This is a genomic window from Desulfovibrio faecalis (assembly GCF_053570625.1).
In genome coordinates this window covers 2,628,553-2,649,807 of record NZ_JBRBQR010000001.1, presented here as the reverse complement: position 1 = coordinate 2,649,807, position 21,255 = coordinate 2,628,553, and the positions used below count along the sequence as shown (strand labels likewise).

Annotated in this window: 24 protein-coding genes; 1 reads left to right on the top strand and 23 read right to left on the bottom strand. The window is 57.5% G+C overall.

Features of this window, described 5'->3' with window-relative positions:
• The first annotated feature begins 34 nt into the window (after window positions 1-34).
• Complete coding sequence (locus ACUZ79_RS11700; RefSeq protein ID WP_449251707.1) at window positions 35-913, top strand: PhzF family phenazine biosynthesis protein; 879 nt, start codon at window positions 35-37, stop codon at window positions 911-913.
• 124 nt (window positions 914-1,037) lie between these two features.
• On the opposite strand, the gene ACUZ79_RS11695 is transcribed toward ACUZ79_RS11700, so the two are convergent.
• The 23 genes from ACUZ79_RS11695 to cutC all read right to left on the bottom strand — a co-directional run bounded on the left by ACUZ79_RS11695 (window position 1,038) and on the right by cutC (window position 21,234).
• Complete coding sequence (locus ACUZ79_RS11695; protein ID WP_449251706.1) at window positions 1,038-1,607, bottom strand: hypothetical protein; 570 nt, start codon at window positions 1,605-1,607, stop codon at window positions 1,038-1,040.
• 99 nt (window positions 1,608-1,706) lie between these two features.
• Window positions 1,707-2,738, bottom strand: coding sequence for an acyltransferase family protein (locus ACUZ79_RS11690; protein ID WP_240824683.1), 1,032 nt, complete (start codon window positions 2,736-2,738; stop codon window positions 1,707-1,709).
• A 151-nt stretch (window positions 2,739-2,889) separates the two neighbouring features.
• Window positions 2,890-3,132, bottom strand: a complete 243-nt coding sequence (locus ACUZ79_RS11685) for a thioredoxin family protein (RefSeq protein ID WP_240824682.1) — start codon at window positions 3,130-3,132, stop codon at window positions 2,890-2,892.
• An 18-nt stretch (window positions 3,133-3,150) separates the two neighbouring features.
• Window positions 3,151-4,293, bottom strand: coding sequence for a permease (locus ACUZ79_RS11680; RefSeq protein WP_449251705.1), 1,143 nt, complete (start codon window positions 4,291-4,293; stop codon window positions 3,151-3,153).
• A 71-nt stretch (window positions 4,294-4,364) separates the two neighbouring features.
• Window positions 4,365-4,715: an ArsR/SmtB family transcription factor gene (locus tag ACUZ79_RS11675; RefSeq protein ID WP_240824680.1), complete on the bottom strand. Its 351-nt coding sequence runs from the start codon at window positions 4,713-4,715 to the stop codon at window positions 4,365-4,367.
• A gap of 145 nt (window positions 4,716-4,860) precedes the next feature.
• The gene (locus tag ACUZ79_RS11670) at window positions 4,861-6,792 is read right to left on the bottom strand and encodes a methyl-accepting chemotaxis protein (protein WP_240824679.1); all 1,932 of its coding nucleotides are present in this window, start codon (window positions 6,790-6,792) and stop codon (window positions 4,861-4,863) included.
• A gap of 124 nt (window positions 6,793-6,916) precedes the next feature.
• Window positions 6,917-7,393 (bottom strand): multiheme c-type cytochrome, encoded by a 477-nt coding sequence (locus ACUZ79_RS11665; protein ID WP_449252178.1) that lies wholly within the window; start codon window positions 7,391-7,393, stop codon window positions 6,917-6,919.
• Window positions 7,394-8,227: 834 nt separating this feature from the next.
• Window positions 8,228-8,659 carry a EutP/PduV family microcompartment system protein gene (locus ACUZ79_RS11660; RefSeq protein ID WP_449251704.1) on the bottom strand — a complete coding sequence of 144 codons (432 nt, stop codon included), beginning with the start codon at window positions 8,657-8,659 and terminating at the stop codon, window positions 8,228-8,230.
• 7 nt (window positions 8,660-8,666) lie between these two features.
• Window positions 8,667-9,014 (bottom strand): BMC domain-containing protein, encoded by a 348-nt coding sequence (locus tag ACUZ79_RS11655; protein ID WP_192111443.1) that lies wholly within the window; start codon window positions 9,012-9,014, stop codon window positions 8,667-8,669.
• Window positions 9,015-9,152: 138 nt separating this feature from the next.
• Entirely contained in the window at window positions 9,153-9,704 is a 552-nt protein-coding gene (locus ACUZ79_RS11650; RefSeq protein WP_192111444.1) for a BMC domain-containing protein, read from the bottom strand.
• Between the two features lie 17 nt (window positions 9,705-9,721).
• Entirely contained in the window at window positions 9,722-11,047 is a 1,326-nt protein-coding gene (locus tag ACUZ79_RS11645) for a 4Fe-4S dicluster domain-containing protein (protein ID WP_449251703.1), read from the bottom strand.
• Window positions 11,048-11,248: 201 nt separating this feature from the next.
• Window positions 11,249-11,527, bottom strand: a complete 279-nt coding sequence (locus ACUZ79_RS11640; protein ID WP_108702565.1) for a BMC domain-containing protein — start codon at window positions 11,525-11,527, stop codon at window positions 11,249-11,251.
• Between the two features lie 45 nt (window positions 11,528-11,572).
• Entirely contained in the window at window positions 11,573-11,902 is a 330-nt protein-coding gene (locus ACUZ79_RS11635) for a hypothetical protein (protein ID WP_449251702.1), read from the bottom strand.
• 29 nt (window positions 11,903-11,931) lie between these two features.
• Entirely contained in the window at window positions 11,932-12,504 is a 573-nt protein-coding gene (locus ACUZ79_RS11630) for a BMC domain-containing protein (RefSeq protein WP_240824675.1), read from the bottom strand.
• A 3-nt stretch (window positions 12,505-12,507) separates the two neighbouring features.
• Window positions 12,508-12,795 carry a EutN/CcmL family microcompartment protein gene (locus ACUZ79_RS11625; protein WP_022658524.1) on the bottom strand — a complete coding sequence of 96 codons (288 nt, stop codon included), beginning with the start codon at window positions 12,793-12,795 and terminating at the stop codon, window positions 12,508-12,510.
• Window positions 12,796-12,802: 7 nt separating this feature from the next.
• Window positions 12,803-13,396: a hypothetical protein gene (locus ACUZ79_RS11620; RefSeq protein ID WP_449251701.1), complete on the bottom strand. Its 594-nt coding sequence runs from the start codon at window positions 13,394-13,396 to the stop codon at window positions 12,803-12,805.
• Between the two features lie 58 nt (window positions 13,397-13,454).
• Window positions 13,455-14,276: an ethanolamine utilization protein EutJ gene (eutJ, locus tag ACUZ79_RS11615; RefSeq protein ID WP_215647776.1), complete on the bottom strand. Its 822-nt coding sequence runs from the start codon at window positions 14,274-14,276 to the stop codon at window positions 13,455-13,457.
• Window position 14,277: 1 nt separating this feature from the next.
• Complete coding sequence (locus tag ACUZ79_RS11610; RefSeq protein WP_192111450.1) at window positions 14,278-14,949, bottom strand: phosphate propanoyltransferase; 672 nt, start codon at window positions 14,947-14,949, stop codon at window positions 14,278-14,280.
• A gap of 210 nt (window positions 14,950-15,159) precedes the next feature.
• Complete coding sequence (locus ACUZ79_RS11605) at window positions 15,160-15,447, bottom strand: BMC domain-containing protein (RefSeq protein WP_022658528.1); 288 nt, start codon at window positions 15,445-15,447, stop codon at window positions 15,160-15,162.
• A 127-nt stretch (window positions 15,448-15,574) separates the two neighbouring features.
• Window positions 15,575-17,086, bottom strand: coding sequence for an acetaldehyde dehydrogenase (acetylating) (locus ACUZ79_RS11600; RefSeq protein ID WP_449251700.1), 1,512 nt, complete (start codon window positions 17,084-17,086; stop codon window positions 15,575-15,577).
• 3 nt (window positions 17,087-17,089) lie between these two features.
• Window positions 17,090-17,629, bottom strand: a complete 540-nt coding sequence (locus ACUZ79_RS11595) for a BMC domain-containing protein (RefSeq protein ID WP_276612867.1) — start codon at window positions 17,627-17,629, stop codon at window positions 17,090-17,092.
• A gap of 56 nt (window positions 17,630-17,685) precedes the next feature.
• Window positions 17,686-18,618: a choline TMA-lyase-activating enzyme gene (cutD, locus tag ACUZ79_RS11590; protein ID WP_449251699.1), complete on the bottom strand. Its 933-nt coding sequence runs from the start codon at window positions 18,616-18,618 to the stop codon at window positions 17,686-17,688.
• Between the two features lie 57 nt (window positions 18,619-18,675).
• Complete coding sequence (cutC, locus tag ACUZ79_RS11585) at window positions 18,676-21,234, bottom strand: choline trimethylamine-lyase (RefSeq protein ID WP_240824670.1); 2,559 nt, start codon at window positions 21,232-21,234, stop codon at window positions 18,676-18,678.
• Between the last annotated feature and the right edge of the window lie 21 nt (window positions 21,235-21,255).

Below are 21,255 nucleotides of genomic sequence, written 5' to 3'. Positions count from 1 at the left end.
CCCCCCCCCAGTCCTTTTGCCATAAGGAGCAAAAGTGAGCAGTTATCCGTATAAAAAGATAGATGCCTTTACCTCGCATTTTTCGTCTGGAAATCCGGCAGCATGTCTATACCTTGAAAAAGGGCGGCCCCTGGCGGATAAGGACATGCTGGCTGTGGCAAAGGAACATGAGGGCTTTGTATCAGAAATGGTATTTTGCACCCCGGTTGAAGATGCGCACTATCATTTGCGCTATTATTCTTCCGAGTGCGAGGTTGCGTTTTGCGGACACGGCACCATTGCCTGCATGTACGATCTGATCGCCAACGACCCAAAGCTGCTGCAAAAACCGGAAATAACCATCACCACAAGCAAGGGCTGCCTGAGGGTTTATAACGAAATTTCCACCTCTGACGCGGTGTTTATTACAGCGCCAGACAAGGTTGAACTGCCTGTAAAGCCACACATGGACGCAGTTGCGCAACATCTGGCTATTTCCAAATCAGAAATCAGAAATGATCTTCATGTGGAATGTATTGATGCTGGCTTGCGTACATTGATTGTGCCCATTGCCTCGCTGGAAACAGTCCTCGCCATGCACCCGGATGAAGCAGCGCTGAAGCAGTTTTGCATCGAAAGCGAAGTGGATATTATTCTTGTTTTCAGCTCAGAGGTTGCATGTAGCCAAAATATAATGCGCACAAGGGTTTTTGCGCCCCGCTTTGGCTATCTTGAAGACCCGGCGACAGGGTCGGGGAATTCGGCTTTTGGTTATTATATGCTTAAAAATTCCCTGTGGAACGGCAGCGCTGTTTCAGTCGAGCAAAATGCAGAAAGGGCGGCGTTCAACGTGGTCAAGCTGAAGGAAGCAGCGGGGAAAGTGCTGTTTGGCGGTAGTGCGACAACCAGAATTGAAGGCAGATATTTACTCTGATCAGTCCGTTTTTGTTGCCGAAAGCGGCACCTGCAAAAAAACAAAGGACTGCGCCTGATCATGGGGCAGTCCTTTACTTATTATTGGGGGGGCTGTGCGTGATTTGTAAAATGCGTATGCGGAGTTACGCCGTCGTTTGCTGACTGGCCCTCAACTGTCGCAGATAGGCCGGGTACCATTGGGTAAATACGGCCACACCTATGAGCAGGGTGTAGGAGATCAGCTCATAGGTAAGTTCTGAAAAAAAGAGTTCCTTCATTTTCAGCCACGCCAGCAGGGCATTGCAGGTGAAGGCCCCACCCCAGACAGAAGTAATAATCATGTTTGTGCGCAGAAAAATAGGGGAATCCCAGAGCGCCGGATCGGTGTGATCCTTCGCGTAATCTAGGGTAAAAGGCTTGCGCATGACGACTCCTGCCCATGTGCCAAGCGCCAGCGCACCATTGGCCAGCACACCCATGTACCGCACTGTCCAGATGTTCTGAAAGCCGATCACAAGTATGGATGCCGCGCTGAAAAAGGCCAGCCCCACCCACAGTATCACCCCACGATGCAGCTTGAGCACACCCATGAGGATGCTGAGGGCCAGAGCGATGCCAAGGCCAAGCTCCAGCCGAAACATGCTGCCGTGCGCGATGATCAGAAACGACAACCATGGTGCAAAGGCCAACACCAGCTTCAAGAACCCCATCATGGTATTTCCTCCAGAAAAATTTTGACGCAGTGCCGCAATACATGCGCGTTAGGAATTATGATCCAATGCACAGGGGGAAAAACCTGATCCTGAATATTGTTACAGTCTTATGCCCAGCTTTTCTTCCAGCTTGCGGCTGGCAATAACAATGACCGTTGTTACGGTCAGGGTAATGGCAATGTTCAGCAGCACAAAGGCAACAGGTGGTAGCTGCAAGGGCTTGTAAAGCCACATGAAGACCAGCAGGGGCGTTGGCAGATGAAAAAGATAAAAGCGAAAGCCGTTGCGCTCAAACCAGGCAAAGGGAGCAAAAGACTGCAACAGAGGGTACAGCCCTGCTGTGAGCAAAAACATATGGTACACCAGCAGGGCGCAGAGCAGGGACACGATCCAGCCGCTCACCGGCGCGCCCGCATAGGGCCACAGCAGAACGATCAGCGCCGTGAGCCCAAGCCCCAGGGCCAGCGGGCGGGCGCGGCACAGGGCATTAAGGGCCTCGTGATTTCTGAAAGCCACAATGCCCATGTAGTAACAAAGAATGAACGAAGGCGCTTCCCACAGGCAATACCACTTGAGCCAGCCGCCATAGTTCTGCAGGCACAGTGCGGCCACCAGGGCCACCATGCCGCCGGTAAGTGCCGTGTCGCGCCCCAGCTTTTGCAGCACCCTCAGGGCGATAATCCAGAACAGGGTGATCCAGAACAGCACCAGTAAAAACCACAGGTGGTCTGTAAACAGGCCGAGCGAAACGGATTTCCAGGTTTCAAGCAGTGTTGCGTCCGCCGGATGCCCAAACGCGGGGATGGAAAAGAGCGTGTAGAGCGGGGCTACCCAGAGCATGCCCACGCCAAACCAGGGCAGCAGGAGCCTGCGCCCCCTGTGCAGCGCGTGTTGCAGGGGGGTGCGCTTGCCGGCATCCCACGAGGCGGCAAACAGAAAGCCCGAGGCAAACATGAAACACTGGATAAGGGTAGAGCCGGAGATGGCCGTGAACAAATCTGCCCAGGGCTGCGGGGTATCCGCATAGAGCTTCCAGAACGGAAAGGGCGTGGCGTAAAACATGACGCAGTGCATGACCACAACCAGAAAAAGGCACTTGGTTTTAAGCAGGGCAATGTGGGGATAGTGCATGGAGGTCGCCTTGGTGGAAGTATGCGAAATAGCACCCGGAACATTACCAACAATAACTTGACCCGCCGCGCAGGGCAAGCAGATTGCTCCTGTGTGGCGGGCCGAAAATATCTGAATATGTGTTGGCAATGGCCGGGGAGGGAGCCAGGGATTAAGCGCTGGCCTCCGCAATCCAGCTAGCGACCTCATCCACTGTAGGAACCCTGCCCGTGCATTTGATCTGGTCGTTGACCATCACCGCCGGAGTGGAAATGATGCGCGCCGCCATGATTTCTCTGAAATCAGATACCTTGATCACCGAAATTTCACCGCCAGCCTGTTCCGCAGCCTGACGCACCACGTTTTCCGCCTCTACGCAACGCGCGCAGCCGGGGCCGAATACCTTGATTTCCATTTGTTTTGCTCCTGAAAGTTACGCCAGAAATGATCCGGTCAGATTGAACAACCAGCCCACCAGAGTGAACATAAGCAAAAGATAACCCACAAAAAAAGCCAGCAGTTTGCCTGTCATGACCTGCCGCAGCATGAGCATTTCCGGCAGGCTGACCACAACCGTGCTCATGCAGAAGGCCAGAGTGGTGCCGATGGGCAAGCCCTTGGTCAACAGGCTTTCCATAACCGGGATGATGCCCGTCACGCTGGAATACAGAGGGATGCCCAGCAGGACGGAAAGCGGCACAGACCACCACTCCCCGGCGCCAAGATGCTCGGCAAACCAGTTTTCCGGTACAAAGCCATGCAGGGCCGCGCCCAGCCCAACACCAATGATCACCCACTTCCACACACGGCGAAAGATGGTGGATGTTTCAGACCACGCAAAATCGTGCCGATGGCGCAGAGTGATCTGCGGGGAGCAGGCCGGGGCGGCATCCGTCCCGCTGGCCCCTTCTGCCTGCGCGGGCATGTTGGCCATGGCCTCAAGAATAAAGGGGTGCAGCCAGCGCTCGGCCTTGATGGCGTCCATGATGCAGCCGCCAATGATGCCTGCAATCATGCCCACAGCCACGTAGGCTACGGTGATCTTCCAGCCCAGCAGGCCCCACAGTAAAACAACGGCCAGCTCGTTGATAAGCGGCGAGGTGATGAGAAAGGACATGGTAATGCCCATGGGGATGCTGGCCGTGGTGAAGCCAAGAAACAGCGGTATGCTTGAGCAGGAGCAAAATGGCGTAACCGCGCCAAAGGCGGAGCCGAGAAAATAGCCTACCCCCTTTGCCTTGCCGCTCAGGTAGTCGCGCACCCTCTCCACGTTAAGTCCCGCCCGCGCCCAGGCAATGGCGTAGATAAGCGCTGCCAGCAGGAGCAGGATTTTTGCCGTGTCATAGAAGAAAAACTCCACGGATTCCGCAATGGGCGAGCCAGGGGCAAAGCCTATGAGGCCCACAGTCAGCCAGTGCGCCGCAGGCTGGATGACGGAATAGGCCAGCCACCACAGTGCAGCGAGGACAGTAATGACCGCAGTATATTTGAGGTTCCAGCCACCAGCCACTGGCTTTTGGGGGGCCTGCGAGGAGCTATTTTTGCAGCAGCATTGTTGTTGAAGAGGCGCGTTCATGGCAGATGCCTATAGTTTGATATTTGTTGAATAGTTGACATGTTGAAGCCAAAAAAAAGAGACACTTTCCCCTATAACTTCGGCAAGATACCTGGTGCAACGCCGCTTGCTGCCCGGAACCTCTGGCATTCACCGGGGTTGGCGGAGCAGCATTCTGACGTGAGGTAGGCGATCACCTCAAGCATCAGGGGGATGCTGGCCTTGTAGCGCATAAACCGTCCTTCCTTTTCAACCGTCACCAGCCCGCTGTGCACAACGGCCTTGAGATGAAAAGATAGGTTGGTGGAGGGGATATCCAGCTGACGGGCAATTTCTCCAGCCACCAGCCCCTGCGGAGCATTTTTGACCAGCAGCCTGAACAGATCGAGGCGTACCTCGGACGACAGGGCTTCAAAGATGTTGGCGGCAGTTTTGCTTTCCATGAAATGATATTTCAACATTAATTGATCAGTGTCAAGAGGGCGAAATAAAAGCTGCGGCAAACAAACGTTCGCCGCAGCTTTTAATGAATTGATCTATCTGGGCCGGTTGCACGCCCGGCGCGCCATTGGCAGAGGTTGTGCCTTTCTAGGAACCGCTGTGTCCGTTGCCGTTTCCGTTGCTCATGGAGGCAATGGTTTCGCGCAGGTCGGCGGCCAACTGGGCCACCTCACGGGCGGTGACGCCAAGCTCCGTCATGGCGTTGGAAATATCCAGCGCGATGGAATCAACCGTGCCAATGTTGCCGTTGATTTCTTCAGAAGCGGCAGACTGCTTTTCAGCCGTGGTGGCGATTATGCCGATCATGTCGGCGGTCTGCATGACCTGGGTGACAATTTCCTGCAAGGCTTCCCCGGCCTGCGTCACAAGCTCCACACCCTGCTGTACGCTGGCGTCTGTTTCATCCATCAGCGCAATATTGCTGTGAGCGCTGTCCTGAATGCCTTTGACGGCGGAGGAGACTTCCATGGTGGCCTGCATGGTTTTTTCCGCCAGTTTACGCACTTCATCGGCAACCACGGCAAATCCGCGCCCGGCATCACCAGCGCGGGCGGCCTCAATGGCGGCGTTAAGGGCCAGCAGGTTTGTCTGGTCTGCAATATCGCTGATGATGCCAAGGATTTTGCCCACGTCCTGCGCCTTGCTGCCAAGATCGTGCAGGCCGGTGCTCATGGTCGTGGTGTGCTTGCGCACATCGGCTATGGCCTCAATGGACTGGTCGGTGATCTTCTGACCGCTCTGGGCGCGCTGCCGGGCCTGATCTGCATTGCCGGAGGCATCGCCAGCGTTACGCGCCACATCAACTATGGAGGCGTTCATGGCTTCGATGGCGGTGGCGGTTTCGCGTATTCTGTTTTGCTGGTTGGCCGTGCCTTCGCTGGTATGGCCGATGCGTTCCAGCAACTGGTCGGATATATGGGCAAGGTGGGTGGCAATTTCGCCAGCGTTTTCCGCGACTCTGGCAACCATTGCGCCGTTCTTTTCAATCTGGCGCTGATTTTTTCTGATCTCGGTAATGTCGTTCCAGAATGTTACCGAACCCATGAGGGTATTATCCATGTCAAAAAAAGGCGTGGCAGTAACAGTGACGTGGCGCAGATTGCCTTTTTCCGTCGGGAGCTCCCTCTCGGCCACAAACTTTTTGCGGTGCAAAACGGCGCGTACGGCGGTGGTTTCGCGGTTTTCGTCATTCCACAGAAATTTGCCAGATGTCAGACCGAGAAAACTCTGCGGCTTTGCGGTTTTTTCCAGAAGATCGCACAGATGCTGGTTAAGCCAGAGAATTTTTTTATCCGCGCCAATGATCAGGCAGGGGGCGGCAATACCGTTGAGCACGCCTTCTGAAAAGCCAAGCTTGTCTTTGAGCTGCGCCACCATTTTGCCAATGTCGGTGGAGAGCGTGGCAAGTTCGTCCTTGCCCTGCTGGTCAAATTCCACGGCAAGGTTGCCTGCTGCCACCTGTCCGGCATTGGCAACAAGCCGCGAAATCCGGCGAATGAGAAAATGGCGGATCGCCAGCACCGTAAAGACAATGAGGGCCAGCAGACCCAAAGCCCCCATGATGGACGTGCGCAGCAACTGGTTTTCCATGGCGGTCCAGGCATTGGTGACGTCAAGTTTCATCACCAGCTGGCCAAGGATTGGTTCTGATTCGCCGTGACAGTGATGGCACCTGCGCTGGTTGGCAATGGAAAAAACGCTGCCCAGAAGTTTTTTTCCGTTCTGGTCAATAAAAACGGCTTCCTCGATGGGCTGCTTGAGGCCGCGCATATGCAGGCCCGCCAGCTCCTTGTCCGTTTCTACCGCTGCAAAATCTTTGCGCAGGGTGGTGTCGTCCGTGCTGTAGGTGATATTGCCCGTGTATGAAGTCATATAGGCGGCAATATGCCCGAATTTGCTTTTGATCTTGCCGAATTCGTCTGCTGTTCCCTTGTTGTCGCCCACGATCATGGGCTTTTCAATGCCCATGTAGATCAGCCCTGTTTCCATGTGCGCGCTGGAGCGGATTTCATCAGTCATAAGCTTTTTAACTCCAGCATATTCCAGAGACATTATACAGCTTATGACGAGAAACGTAATAGTGACAATGGATACAGTGATTTTGAAATTAAGCGATCTGGATAAAAGCATTGTTACCCCCGAACTAGTGCGCGCCGGAAAAGATCAGTGGCTTGAATTTGAAATCCTGAATCCGCTCGGAATTATGGCATGCCGTGCAGGTTTCCACGGCAGGCTTTCTGCTGATGGATTGAGGGTCCTGATTTTCCGCGTGTTCGCTGCCTGGGCCGTGGCAGGTCTCGCAACCAACATCGGCCAGCTCGGGCGTTGTTTCTATGCTTTTGAATCCGCCCTTGTTGTAGCCTGTGGTGTGGCATTCGTAGCATTTTTGAAGCTCGTGCTCCTTGAGTTTGGGCTTCATGATGGCTACAGAATTCCATGAATGGGCTTTTTTAGAATGCTTGATAAAAGAATTGTACTGCTCTTCATGGCAGGGAGCGCAGTTTTTAGAGCCAATGTACGTTTTTGAATTGTCTGCATTGCCTGCTTGGACAAAAAATAGCTGAATAAATACTATGAACAAGGCTGAAATAATACATTTTTTAGCTAAATACAGCATCATCACGTTCTCTTTGATGGTTGTTTTTGTAGCCAGCCAGTAGCGCCAGTGAGGAGCGGGACTTTGTCACTTCAAAAAACGTAAAACCAGGAATCGTGAATCAGTGCGGAAACCCTATATCTTTCGCAGGGCAATGCCGCAGTAACGCAGAGCCTTTCGGCACATTTTATTAAATGATTATGCCTTGTTTGGAATTTGTGCGGTTTTTCTCATTTTCGTGGGTGGTAATCTTTCCAATGCCGCGCCAGTTATGGGATGCAGTACGCACCCTATAATGCTGTGAACTGACGTTGTTATACATAAAAATTTTGAAATTGCACTCACTGATTAAGCAATGAACACGTTAAAAAGCGATAATATGATTGTTTATAGGTTGGGAATATGGGATCAATTAATCATATTTTTTTTTATACGTATTGGCCTTTTTGCGAAAATTTCTCCAAAAACAGGCCTAGATTTGAATGGTTAGCACAAAAATTTTTTAAAGTGAATACGCTCACGAAAACAGGAAAGATCATGTCATGTGCGGCAATATTTATAAGTTGCAGTTAAATGGATTTTTTTACTCCAATACATAAGTAATAGATGCATTTTTCATTGAGCACTGCTGTTTGTTCTTAATGAATAAGAAAATGATTGTCAGTTTTGTCCTTTTTTTATGCAGCAGGTATAAATCTTAACTCTAGAGTGCGGGTGTGCGCATCTTTGCGCCAAGATCATGCTAGAGAAAACAATCTCTGCATGAATATTGACTGAATTGGTACATATTGCGGGGTCGGATAATACAGGGGAATGGCAGGCAGCGCGGGACTTACGGTGGCAGTATCTTTGAAGGAATCAGGCTTTGAGGGGCAGAGCGGCGCGCAGTTCGTCCACGCCAGCGAGGGTGACGGAGCTCAGCGCAACGATTTGCGCTGTCCCCGCGCTCTGCAGAAAGCGTCGGGCGCGTTCCGTGTTGGCTGCGTCCATGTCTGTCTTGCTGATGACGCCAACGATGGTGCGATTGAATATGCGGGCAAAACCCGGCGGAAAGGCGGAGGTTGGGCGGGTGGCGTCCTGCACAAAAAGAATGGCCGCACATTCCGTGGCCAGAGTGATGAGGGCGCAGTAAAAACGGCGGTTTTCAAGAAATTCCGGCGGGGGAAAAACAAACTCTCCGGCGTATTCCACGGCCATGGTACGCCGCAGATCCGGCACGGTGCAGCCCAGCAGGCGGGCAACGGTGCGCCGGCCCACCCCCCGTTCGCCCATAAGCATAATACGGCGCACGGCTGGCCTATGACCGGGTGCAATCGGTCAGGGCGTAGTGGAGCACATCGCCAAAATAGCGCAGCACTTCACGCAGACCGGCTTCCACGCTGGCCACATCGCCTGTGAGCAGCAGGGAGCCGCCAAACCTGTCCAGAAAGCCGATCTGCACATCTGCGGCCTTGGTGGCTATATCTGCGGCAATGATCACGCCTTCGCTGGGCGTGATGGTGAGTATGCCGATGGCGTCCGTTGCGCTTTCGTCAAGGCCGAGCTTGAGGGGAATGTCGCGCTGGGGGCTGGCGATGAGGTGCGCCAGAGTGATCTGCCTGCCGGGCACATACTCCTGTATGACGCGCTGTTTCGCTTCTTCCATGGTGCGGCTGCCTGTTTGCTTGAGGGGGTGTGATGCTCGCGCGGGGAGTCTGGCTCCCCGCGCAAGGGGTTGCCCGGGAGTAAACTGGTTAGAGCATTTCAACTTTGAAATGCTTCACATTTCAAAGTTCGTCTACTTCTAGAGCAACTGCTTTTTGAGATCGTCGCTGGGCGAGGGGATCACAATCTTGCTGACCACCGGGCCGCCGTCCGTCACGTTGGCAGCGCCAGCGTCCACAGAAGACTGCACGGCGCTGACCTCGCCCGTCATGAGCACAAAGGCTTTGCCGCCCAGGCCCGCAGAAAGGCGCAGTTCCACAAGGTGCACATCGCCAGCCTTGGCTGCGGCATCCGCCGCCAGCACGCAGGAGGCTGCGGTATATGTTTCAATAATGCCGAGAGCGTTGATCTTTTCCCTGATGGCGGTGCCGTTCATGGCTGGGATGACGCTTTCGTGCACGTTGGGGATGATAAAGGAATCCACCACCAGATCCGCGCCCAGGTGCAAACCGGTCTGCACGGAGCTGGTCACGGCTCCGGTATCGCCGGTGATGACCACAAGATAACGGCCAGGGCAGGTGGGGCGGGAGATAACCAGCTCCACATTGGCGGCTTTGACCATTTCGTCCGCCGTCTGAATGCCCACGCCGATGCTGTTCAGTTCCACACAGCCAATAGTGCGTAATTTCATGCCGCTCACCTGTTGCCTCACGCCTTGATGGTTATGATGCCGTTTTCAACGGCAGTGACCACGCCGTCAATGCTGGCGTGTACGCGCGCACCCATGGCCCCCTCGGGAATTTCACCGATGAGGTCGCCTGTTTTGACGTGATCGCCCGCATGCACCACGGCAAGAGCGGGCGCGCCTATGTGCTGGCGCAGGGGAATACGCACTTCCGAAGGCGTGTAATCGCCTGCAAAGTGCGGGTGCGCTTCATAACCCGCAAGCCCAAGCCTGCTTACAAGGCGGCTGGTGGGAATCCTGCGGTCATCGCGAAAACGCGAGGCCACGAGGGGTTCGCCCCTGTTTTCCCACTTGACCCCGGCGGCCATGAGTTCCTTTTTGAGCTGCGCGTTCACTTCCCTGGGCGAAAGGCCCATGGGGCAGGCGAACTTTTCGCAGATGCCGCATTCGGAGCAGAGCAGGGCCTCGCGCGCAATGGGCGAATCCACGGCCTGCCCGTCAAGCACGCGCATAAGCCGGTGCGGGTGCAGGCTGTGACCAAGCAACTGCCGGGGGCAAAGATCGGTACACTGCGAGCACTGACAGCAAATGGTGTTGGTAAGGCGTTTGACCGTGTGCGGGTCCATGACCTTGCGGCACACCACGTTGTGGTCGGGCGGCAGCACAAGGAGGCCGCTTGTGGTTTTGGTGACGGGCTGATCCGTATCGGGCAGTACTCGGCCCATCATGGGGCCGCCGTCCACCACGCGATATTCGTCAATGGTCGGCCCGCCCGCAAATTGCAGCACCTCGGCAACCCGCGTACCCACCGGCACGCGCACCACCATGGGCTTGCGCACCTCGCATCCCACGGTGAGGTAGCGGTGGGTCACAGGTTTGCCGTCCAGCGCGTGGGCCACATTGCAGAGCGATTCCACATTGCTTACCACCGCGCCGATCTGCAACGGAATGCCACGCTCGGGCACAATGCCGCCCAGCACTTCATACACCATCACCTGCTCGTCGCCGGCGGGGTAGAAGTCGCCCAGTTCAAAGGCCTCGATGCGACCCTTGCCAAGGCGGGCAACGCCCTCGCGCACACTCTGCATGGCATGGGCGTGTTTGCCCTTGAGGCAGATGATGCCGCGCCCGGCCCCTGTGCAATCCATCATGGCCTCGAGGCCGCGCACCAGAGTGTCCACCTGTGTTTCCATCAGATACGGATCGCTCATCAGCAGCGGTTCGCACGAAGCCCCGTTGACCAGCACCGTCTGCGCGGCGGCGTCGGCCTTGACGTGCGTGGGCAGGCCTGCGCCGCCCGCACCTACCACGCCAGCCGCGCGAATGGCGTCAACAATTGGTTTTCCCATGATGTCCTCTCACTGGAATTATCGCAAAGCGGGCCGCCAGAGCATTTCACTCCTGAAATGTTCGCTTATGACAGGCAAAGCCTGTCTGCTCGCATTTCGTGGCAAGGATTTTCAGAAAAACCCTTGCAGAGCAGTTACCCCATTTCCTTCGTAAACTGCCCTAACCGCACCCGCCGCAATCACATAGCCCGGCTTCAGGCTTTATTTGCACTTGGGCAGAATCATTTCCACTTCTTCATGGGGACGGGGGATCACGTGCACGCTCACAAGTTCGCCCACGCGCGAGGCGGCGGCAGCGCCCGCATCGGTGGCGGCCTTAACAGCGCCCACATCGCCGCGCACCATCACGGTCACCAGACCGGAACCCACCTGTTCGCGACCGATGAGGGTCACGTTGGCAGCCTTGACCATGGCATCGGCAGCTTCCACAGCGCCAACAAGACCACGGGTTTCAACCATGCCGAGAGCGTCAGTCATTATAGCCATTGTAATCTCCTTTTATGTTTGCGTATGCGCGGCAGAGGCTTAAGCGTGAAGGCTCTTGCCGATCACTGCCACGGTTTCCAGCGTCACTTTCCGCAGTTCATCGGGATCGGTGATGCCATAGTGCTGTTTGATGATGGCGGCCACGCCGATGAGCAGGTCATCGCAGTGTTCGTCGTGCCCGTCATGCGCGTGCTGCGAGCATTCGCCGTGTGCGCAGTGCGCGGTGGTCTCGTCGTAGCTTATCTGGACGCCGCGTTTGCAAAGTTCATCGCGTGCGCCGGGGGTCAGAATCTTAGCGGAGTCCATCACAAGCTTGTTGCCGTGGATGAACTGATCAAGATTATCAATGGTTATCAGCGTTTTTCCCATATGTGCCTCGTTCGTTCCGCAGGCGCGGGTTATTGTTGGGCGTCATTGGCGTTACGCCGCGCCGTGCCCGCCAGCGCGCTGACCACTTCCGGGTCGGGCTGGGGAATGACCACCATACGCATCAGATTGTTGCCCAGCACGTCAGCGGCTGCGGCTGCGGCTTCACGCACGGCGGCCACATCGCCTGTCAGCACAAAGTACGATTTGCCGCCGATGCCCTGGCCAAGAACCATGCGCATCAAAGATACCGCCGCCTGTTTGACGGCCTTGTCTGCCGCTATGACGCTGTCTGCCGCGTTGCGGCATTCCACAACGCCCAGGGCCGCGCCGCCGATTTCAGCGGGCATGCGTCGCAGAACATTGAGTACCTGGCTGGACACATTGGAAACAACATAGCTGCCCGCAAGGCGCGCTTCCGTTGCTCTGGCGGCTTGCACCGAGGCGTCTACCGCCTCTCTGTCTCCCCCCACAAGGATGAGAAAGCGCCCTGCGCACACAACGGAAGCGCGCACCAGCGTGACCGGAGCGGCCTTGAGCATGATGTCGGCCAGCTCCGCCCCAGCGGCTATGCTGCGGCTGTCCACAATGCCCAGCGTATCCATGAGCTATTCGCTCTCCGGGCTTTTGCCCATCATTTCTTCCTGATCCAGAATGCCCACAATGGCTGCATCAACAGGGGATTCCTGATTGTACAGAGCCTTGCGGGCCGGGCTGCCGGTGGTGATAAGCACGCGCTCGCCAATACCGGCTCCCACGCAGTCCACCGCCACAAAACTTTCGGCCAGCCTGTTGTGGGCGAGGTCAAGGCGCTGTACCACCATGAGCTTGAGCCCGTTGAGGGAATCTTCCTTTCGCGTGGCCCATACGTTACCGACGACAATGCCTATCAGCATGCGACACCTACAGATCTTTCAAAATGGTCATGTTGCGTTCCGCCGCCGCATCCTGCGCCAGCGGTGTTACAACGGCCCCTTGGGGAGCACGCAGGGTGCGCGCGCCCGTTGCGGCGGCCTCGGCCACATGGTTTGCGGTTATAAGACAATCGCGTGTGCGCGACGCCTCCGGCGCGGCCTCGACGAGTTCTGTCAGGCCAAAGGCCGCAAGCCGCGCTTCATATTCTTCATACAGGCGCAAAAGCGCGTCCGGGGCAGTGGCGGCGTGTGCGCGGTAAGCAAAGCCAAGGGTGCGCACCTGTTTGCCCTGCAAGAGCAGGTCAAGCACTTCGCGCTGGGCAAGGCTTGAGCCGCGCCCCAGCGCCAGATCCGCCATATCCGGGCAGGAAAGCTCAGGCAGGATGTAGAGGGTCGGTTCCTGCCCGGCGCTCTGCCCCTGAAAGCACACCTGCATGGCGCTGCCGAGGCGCTTTTCCACCTGGCGGGCGAGGGCTTCGTCCCTGGGGGCCAGCACCAGAGCCACAGACGCGGGCCTGGTATCAAGCTGATCCAGCACGGCCCGCACCACGGCGGTAATAAGTGTGTTCAGTTCCACGGGCATAAGCCGCGCTCCTATAATCATTTAAGGCTTTGAATTATATTCGTAAAAGCAAAATGCTCTAGTCTGTGCAGTTGAGGGCTATGCCAAGCGGCGTCACCAGAAAAGGATTGGCGGGCTTGAATGTGGGCACGCCGGTGTCTTTCTGGATGATGGATTCCATATCAGCGAGGCAGCAGGTGCCGCCCACAAGGTACAGGGCCGAAACCTTGCGCCCCTGAATGTGCTTCTTGACGATGGCCGCCATCTTTTCAATCACGGGCCGCACCACGGGCAAAAGTTCCTTGTGGCGGCTCGCGTCCTTTTTCAGGTCTTCAGCTTCGTCAAAAGGAATGTCGTAATTACCCGCCAGCACAAGCGAAACGTGCGTTCCGCCCGTGGGTTCGTCCGCCACGTACACAACCTTGCCGTCCTGCAACAGGGCAATGCCGGTGGTGCCGCCGCCGATATCCACGATGGCGCCGTCGCGCACCTGCAAAACGCTGTTGGCCGCAGTGGGTTCGTCAAGCAGGGCGGTAACGCGGTAGCCAGCGGCCTCCGCCACATGGCGATGGGTTGCGCAGTCGCGCTCGCTGGTGCCGGGCGGAACGGCGATGGCGGCATTTTCAAGCTTGCGGCCAAGGCGTTCTTCCAGCTCTTCGGTCAGCTCGCGCACAATGCGCGCGCCGCCCGCGTAGTCCACCACCAGACCGTCACGCACCACCTGGGCAAAGCGCATGGCACAGGCCACAGGCTCGCGTTTGGCGTTGACCACAACCACCACAATGTACGCGGTGCCAAGGTCTACGCCCACATAAAGGGGTTCCGTGGGGCTGACCTTGCGGGGATTTTCCCGGCACTGGTCAAGCGTGGCGATCAGTTTGTCCGCTGCGGCAAAGTCCATATCAGCCCCTTGAGCGCCGCACGATGACGCCGGTGACGCCGGGCTTCCATCCTGCGCTGTTGCCTTCGTCCGCATCTATGTGCATGGCAAGTTTAAAGGAGTCGCTCACGCGCACCAGCACGTCTTCAAGAATCATGGGCCGTTCCGTATCAAGACGCACGGCTACCTTGTCCTTGTCCTTGAGGCCGAAGCGTTCGGCATCATCGGTGTGCATGTGGATGTGGCGGGCGGCAACAATCACGCCCGATTCCAGGCCCACAATGCCCGTGGTGGATGCAAGCACAATGCCAGGGGTGTCCTTGGTGTCGCCGCTCTGGCGCACCGGAGGATTGATGCCCAGAATGCGGGCATCGGTCTTGGAAAGCTCGATCTGCGAAACGCTGCGGGCGGGGCCGAGAACGGCCACTTTGTCCATGACGCCCTTGGGGCCGATCAGCCGCACACGTTCAACGCACAAAAATTGTCCCGGCTGCGAGAGCGGCCTTTCGGGTCGCAGGGCCTCACCGTACAGCGACAGCGCATCTTCGACGCTCAGATGGACGTGACGGGCGGAAATCTCCACCGGGATGGGTCCGGCGTTCATGGTTTCTTCCCTGTCGCTGCTGGCGCACTGCTCTGTCAGCACCTTGCGCACAACATCTGTCACAATGTCCTTGATCGCTTGTTCGTTCATCTTGGCTCCAGCATGCAACGGCTGCGCATTGGGCAACCGCCTTGTAAATACGCGGGAATCGGGCCGCAGGCTCAAATTCCTTTGGCGGGCGTTTTTTATGGGCAACGCCGCGCCGTTTCCGTAGAGGCGTTCTGCCTGTGGCTCCCCCGGCGCTGCTCGCGTGCAGCGCGCTGCCCGTCAGTGTGCGCCGGGGGCCAGATACGGCAAAGACTAGGCTTCGCGCTTGGGCAGAATCATTTCCACTTCGCTGTGGGGGCGGGGGATCACGTGCACGCTCACGAGTTCGCCCACCTTTTTGGCAGCGGCGGCGCCGGCGTCAGTGGCGGCCTTAACAGCGCCCACATCGCCGCGCACCATCACGGTGACAAGGCCGGAACCCACCTGGCTGCGGCCAATAAGGGTTACGTTGGCGGCTTTCACCATGGCATCGGCGGCTTCAATGGCGCCCACAAGACCACGGGTTTCGATCATGCCCAGAGCGTTGGCGGAAGCGGTCATAGCTATTCTCCTTGCGTTATTTGCGTATGTTGTTGTGCCCCTGAGCGGGTCATGCCGTTGGGGGCATTCCGCAATAACGGGCTGTTACGGTTACATTGGGCGGGCACTGGCCAGCCCGGTGTAGCTGCTAAAGAACCTTCTTCAGCTCGGCCACAATCAGTTCGGTGACGGCGTTGATATCAATGTTGCCAGCGCCAGCTGCCGGAGCAGACGTGCCATGCCCGCTGCCGGAGCAGCAGGAGGCGGCAGGGGCAGCATGGCTGTCCGCGCCGTGCCCGTTGCCGGAGCAGCAGCACTGGGAGTTGAGGTCATAGGCCACACGGCGGATGTTGATCAGGTTCATGGGCGTGACGTTGTCGGAAGTGGCGCTGCCGCCAACGGCCCCGCAGCCCAGGGTGAACGAGGGGAACAGCCCGGTGCTGAGGCCCACCGCGCCCTGCGTGGCGGGCGTGTTGACCATGATGCGCGAAACAGGCTTTTTGAGGCCGAATTCGCGGATGATTTCTTCGTTGTTGGAGTGGATGGCAAGGGTGTGGCCCGCGCCGCAGTTGTGCAGCAGGGCGGTGCACAGTTCGCAGGCTTCATGCCAGTCTTCCACCACGTAAAAGCCGAGCAGGGCCGTGAGCTTTTCCTTGGAGAAAGGATACTTGTGGCCAACGCCCTTTTCGTCCGAAACGAGCAGGCGCGTACCCTGGGGTACGTCGATGCCGGCGATGCGTGCAATGGTCAGGGCGTCGCGGCCCACAATGGCGGGGTTCATGCTGCCATTGCCGCGTTCCATGACGTTCTTGACCTTTTCCAGCTTTTCGCCCTGGAGGAAGTAGGCTCCCTGGGCTTCCAGCGTGGCGCGCACCTTGGCGGCGATGCAGGATTCGGTGACGATGGACTGCTCGGAGGCGCAGATGGTGCCGTTGTCGAAAGTTTTGCTGCTCATGATCTTGGTCACGGCGCTTTCGATATCAGCGGTGCGTTCAATGAAGGCGGGCGTATTGCCAGCGCCCACTCCCAGTGCGGGCGTGCCGGAGCTGTACGCGGCCTTGACCATGCCGGGGCCGCCAGTGGCAAGGATGAGATCGCAGATCTTCATCAGTTCGTTGGTGCCTTCAATGGTGGGAATGGTGATGCAGCTCACCAGATCGGGTGACACGTTGCAGCTGCGCAGCGCGCCCTGAATGATTTCCACCGTCTTGGCAATGCACTTGCGGGCGCTGGGGTGAGGCGTAAACACAATGGCATTGCCCGACTTGAGCGAGATGAGCGACTTGTAGATGGTGGTGGACGTGGGGTTGGTGGAGGGCACAATACCCGCAATCACACCCACGGGCACGGCCACTTCCACAACCTTGGTCTCGTTGTTGGTGGAAAGAATGCCCACGGTCTTCATGTCGCGAATGCAGGCATAGACCTTTTCGCTGGCAAGCAGGTTCTTGGTCTTTTTGTCCTGCGGTTTGCCAAAGCCGGTTTCTTCCGCAGCCATTGCACCCAGCGTTTCAGCCTGGGCAGCGGTGGCTTCGGAAACGGCCTTGATCACGGCGTCCACACGTTCCTGGCTCATCTGTGCGAATTCCGGCTGCGCCTTGCGCGCAGCGCGAACCAGTGCGCGCACCTCCTGAATGGAGAGCAAATCCTTATCGACCATTTCTTACTCCTTTTCCTTCAGAGCCGCCCGGCAAATGGCGTCTATCAGCGTTTTCTTGTCGGAGGAGACAATCTGCCCGCGCGTGAGCGGAACCTGAAGGTCTCTGGCCAACTGCCGAAGTTTGTTTATGCTCATGCCCGCGAGCTTTTCCTTGCTCGGGGGCGCGGCCTGCGTGGCGGGCTTCGCCTTGTCGGCGGGGTCAGTCATGCTTGTCTGGCCTTCCTGTGCGGCCTCTGCCGGGGCCGCCGCCTCAATCTCAATGCTGCGCGGTTGCAACAGCAAAATATGTGCAAGCTCCGCATCGGGGCGGGGGATGACATGCCGCGAAACGCACTCCGCGCCTTCAATGCGCGCAATGGAGGCCACTGCTGCGTCCACGGAGGACTGTACGGCAGCCACCTCGCCCGCAATGGTGATGGTCACAAGCCCGCCGGAAGCAAGGGACTTTTCGAGCAGGCGCACGTCTGCCGCCTTGAGCATGGCGTCGGCAGCCTCAATGGCTCCAATCAAGCCCCTCGTTTCCACAAGTCCTAATGCCAGCATGCTGTTTCTCCTTCACTGCGCAAGTACGCGGCGCGGGTTTGTCCGTATTGTCTGCGTTAATGCCTGATGGTCTTCACATCGAGGTCATAGCCACGCAAAATGCTCTCCATGGTCGCCATATCCCGGTCATCAAGCACAGGGTTGTCCTTGATGGGGTATTCCATGTCGAGCTGGGCGTACTTGCCGACGCCCATCTTGTGGTAGGGGAGCAGATCAACACCCTTTAAATTTTTCATACCTTTGTAATTATACAGAAATTTCCCTACTGCGTGCAGTTCTTCCGCATCGTCGTTGTATCCCTTCAGCAGGGGCATGCGGATACGCACGTTGCAGCCGTTTTCAAGCAGCCAGCTCAGGTTCGCCAGTATGGTCTCGTTGCGCACGCCTGTGAGGGCATAGTGCTTTTCCGGATCCATGTGCTTGATGTCGAAGAGGAAGAGATCAACCACTTCGGCAAGCTGGCGCACCACTTCGGGGCGGGCATAGCCGCACGTTTCCATGGCGGTGTTGATGCCTTTGTGCTTACAGGCCAGGAGCAGGTTTGCCACGGCTTCCGGCTGGAGCATGGGCTCGCCGCCGCCAACGGTAACTCCCCCGCCGGAGCTCTGGTAAAAGGGCCAGTCCTGTTCCACCACTTCCAGCAGTTCAGAAATGCCCTTGCATTCGCCCGCAATGGCCAATGCCCCCTGGGGGCAGGCCTTGACGCAGCGCCCGCAGGCGATGCAGTCAAGCTCCCTGTTGACGGTATGCTGGCCTTGCTCTCCTGCGAGCGCGTGAATGCCTGAGGGGCAGACGGGCACGCACGCGCCGCAGGAGATACAAAGGTCTTTTTTGTACAGCACATCACAGCGCCGACGTTGGCTTTCAGGATTTGAGCACCATTTGCAGCGAAGGGCGCAGCCCTTGAAGAAAACGATGGTGCGTATGCCCGGACCGTCATACATATTGTATTTCTGTATGTTGAAAACGATGGCTTTTCTTTCGATCACGGTGCTTTTCCCCTGCCGTATGCCGTTACGCTTGTGTTGCCGCAAGTACCGGGCGGCCTAGAAGTGGCGCAGCACGGTTCTGCTGATGATTTCGTCCTGAACGTCCTTGCACAGCTCGATGAAGAAGGCGCTGTAGCCAGCCACGCGCACAACCAGATCGCGGAAGTCCTTGGGGTTCTTCTGCGCATCAAGCAGGGTCTGGTTGTCCAGGTAGTTGAACTGCATTTCGCCGTTGCCCAGGATGCTGGCCGTGCGGATGAGGGTGATGACGCCCTGTTCGCCTTCGGGGGTATCCAGCAGACCGGACATGAGCTTGAAGTTGTGCACCATGCCGATGTTCATGTTGTCGTTGGACATCTTGGACACGCTCTTGATGATGGCGGTGGGACCTTTGACGTCCGCGCCCTGGGTGGGGCTGATGCCGTCGGAAAGGGGCTGCCATGCGCTGCGGCCGTTGGCGGATGCGCCAAGCAGCTGGCCGAAGGGCGTGTTGTTGGAGATGGACAGGGTGCCGTGGCTCAGGATGGAGTAGAGCGTGCGGTACTTGCGGTGCTCCTGCTCGGTGAACGACACGAGGTCGGCGGCGATGTCGTCGGCGTAGTCGTCGTCGTTGCCGTACTTGGGCGCGGCAAGGCAGTCTGCCAGCACAGCGTCGTAACCCTTGAAGTCGGCCTTGAGGGCTTCGTTCATGTATTCAAGCGTGTACTTCTTGTCTTCGTACACAAGCTTCTTGATGGCGGCCATGGAGTCCACGTAGGTGGCAAGACCGCTCCAGACCACGCCAGGGCCGAAGTTGTACATGGCGCCGCCGGAGGCCACGTCGCAGCCGTGTTCCATGCAGCCTTCGTACATGATGGACATGAGCGGCTTGGGCGCAAAGTCGCGGTGCACGCGCTGGGAAATGACCGTGGCAACGCTGGACCACTTGGTGATGTAGCGGATCTGCTCCTTCACCGCAGCCTCGAACTTTTCGTAGGTGTCAAACTGGCTCAGGTCGCCGGAGTCGGGGCAGACCTGCTTGCCGTACCACAGCGGCACGCCGTGGTTGAGCACCAGTTCGATGCAGATGGGCCACTGGGTGTAGGCAGTGGAGGTCCACTGGTAGAGGCGGCCCGCTTTCTGCGGTTCCACGCAGCCCATGAGGCAGTAGTCGCGGGCGTCTTCAATGCTCACGCCCTTGGCCAGCATCATCTTGATGTGGGTGTCGTCAAAATGCACGGCGGGGAATCCCATGCCCGAGCGGATGACGGCCACGATCTTCTTGAGGTATTCCTGCGGCGATGAGTTGTGCACGCGGGTTGCCAGCGAGGGCTGGTAAATACGCACGTGGCGCACGGCGTCCATGAGCAGGTAGGTCAGCTCGTTGGTGGCGTCGCGTCCTTCGCGGGTAACGCCGCCCACGCACATGTTCACGAAGGGCTGGTATCCGGCAAAGAACTTGGAGCTGCCTTCGCTGGTGAGCCACATCATTTCAGACATCTTGATGAGCATGCAGCCCGCAAGGTCAAAGGCTTCGCAGGGGGTCATGCGGCCCGCTTCGATATCGGCCTTGTAGAGGGGGTACATGTACTGGTCAACGCGGCCAATGGACATGCCGGTCTGGTTTTCTTCAACCACCAGCAGGGATTCCACGGTCCACACAGCCTGAATGGCCTCCCAGAAGGTGGTGGGAGCGTGGGCGGGAACGCGGGCGTTGACCTCGGAAATCTTGAGCAGTTCGGCCTTGCGCTTGGGATCGTGTTCTTTTTCCGCAAGCTGGGCGGCGTATTCCGACATGCGCTTGGCATAGCACATGACGCCTTCGGTGGTTTCGATAACCGACTTGTAGAAGTAGATTTTGTCGATATCTTCAGGATTGGCGTAATCCAGGTGCGTCAGGTGCTCCTGCGCTTCATGCTGAATGTCCAGCATGCCCTTTTTCATCAGGATGACGTCATAGCCGGGGTTGGAGTCGCCGCCGCCGTTGAGGGCGTGGTAGGAGCAGTCGGACACGTAGGATTCGCCCGAAAGTTCCCACAGGCCAGCTTCGCGGTACTGGGCCTCGCAGTATTCGTCCACGGACTTGCCTTCCCAGTAGGGGAAGATTTCTTCGCGCAGAACTTTCTTGTCTTCTTCAGCAAGATAGAAGGGGTCCTGCGGGCGGGAGCCTATGGTGTCCAGCTCGTCGCGCAGCCAGCGCCAGGAAATATCGGGCGAGAAAGCGCCAGCGCGCGGCGCGCCGTTGGGAGCGCCCACGATGAGTTCGTTATCCTGAATGACCAGGGGCGCGGTTTCGCAGCAGTAGCGGAAAGCCTTGGCGCGCAGCAGAATGCGCGGCATGCCGGGGTTTTCGCTGTCAATCTTGGTAATGGCGCGCGCACGGTGAATGGTGATGCGCGGCATCTGCAAAAGATAGTTGGTCTTGAGCTTGAGATGGCGTTCGGTGGGGCCGTCAGGCACGTTGACGCCGTCAGACACGCCAGCCTTGGGGCCGGAATGCTGCGCGGGGGCAGTGGGCGTGAGGGTAACAGCCGAGCCGGAAGACGTGGCAAATATCTTGCGCAGCGTTTCGCGCTCTTCGGGCGTCAGGCTTTTGGTGACTTCTGCTATCTTTTGAGTAAAATCATGAAGATCCACGTTGATTCCTCCATGGTTTGC

Coding starts and splice junctions, on each gene's coding strand:
- ACUZ79_RS11690 (WP_240824683.1), bottom strand. CDS start 2,738: ATGCACTATCCCCACATTGCCCTGCTTAAAACCAAGTGCCTTTTTCTG.
- ACUZ79_RS11650 (WP_192111444.1), bottom strand. CDS start 9,704: ATGAAATTACGCACTATTGGCTGTGTGGAACTGAACAGCATCGGCGTG.
- ACUZ79_RS11665 (WP_449252178.1), bottom strand. CDS start 7,393: ATGATGCTGTATTTAGCTAAAAAATGTATTATTTCAGCCTTGTTCATA.
- ACUZ79_RS11655 (WP_192111443.1), bottom strand. CDS start 9,014: ATGGAAGAAGCGAAACAGCGCGTCATACAGGAGTATGTGCCCGGCAGG.
- ACUZ79_RS11620 (WP_449251701.1), bottom strand. CDS start 13,396: ATGCCCGTGGAACTGAACACACTTATTACCGCCGTGGTGCGGGCCGTG.
- ACUZ79_RS11685 (WP_240824682.1), bottom strand. CDS start 3,132: ATGGAAATCAAGGTATTCGGCCCCGGCTGCGCGCGTTGCGTAGAGGCG.
- ACUZ79_RS11595 (WP_276612867.1), bottom strand. CDS start 17,629: ATGCTGGCATTAGGACTTGTGGAAACGAGGGGCTTGATTGGAGCCATT.
- ACUZ79_RS11625 (WP_022658524.1), bottom strand. CDS start 12,795: ATGCTGATAGGCATTGTCGTCGGTAACGTATGGGCCACGCGAAAGGAA.
- eutJ (WP_215647776.1), bottom strand. CDS start 14,276: ATGGACTTTGCCGCAGCGGACAAACTGATCGCCACGCTTGACCAGTGC.
- ACUZ79_RS11635 (WP_449251702.1), bottom strand. CDS start 11,902: ATGGGAAAAACGCTGATAACCATTGATAATCTTGATCAGTTCATCCAC.
- ACUZ79_RS11695 (WP_449251706.1), bottom strand. CDS start 1,607: ATGATGGGGTTCTTGAAGCTGGTGTTGGCCTTTGCACCATGGTTGTCG.
- ACUZ79_RS11605 (WP_022658528.1), bottom strand. CDS start 15,447: ATGACCGCTTCCGCCAACGCTCTGGGCATGATCGAAACCCGTGGTCTT.
- ACUZ79_RS11600 (WP_449251700.1), bottom strand. CDS start 17,086: ATGGTCGATAAGGATTTGCTCTCCATTCAGGAGGTGCGCGCACTGGTT.
- ACUZ79_RS11675 (WP_240824680.1), bottom strand. CDS start 4,715: ATGGAAAGCAAAACTGCCGCCAACATCTTTGAAGCCCTGTCGTCCGAG.
- ACUZ79_RS11680 (WP_449251705.1), bottom strand. CDS start 4,293: ATGAACGCGCCTCTTCAACAACAATGCTGCTGCAAAAATAGCTCCTCG.
- ACUZ79_RS11645 (WP_449251703.1), bottom strand. CDS start 11,047: ATGGGAAAACCAATTGTTGACGCCATTCGCGCGGCTGGCGTGGTAGGT.
- ACUZ79_RS11670 (WP_240824679.1), bottom strand. CDS start 6,792: ATGACTGATGAAATCCGCTCCAGCGCGCACATGGAAACAGGGCTGATC.
- ACUZ79_RS11610 (WP_192111450.1), bottom strand. CDS start 14,949: ATGAACGAACAAGCGATCAAGGACATTGTGACAGATGTTGTGCGCAAG.
- ACUZ79_RS11630 (WP_240824675.1), bottom strand. CDS start 12,504: ATGGATACGCTGGGCATTGTGGACAGCCGCAGCATAGCCGCTGGGGCG.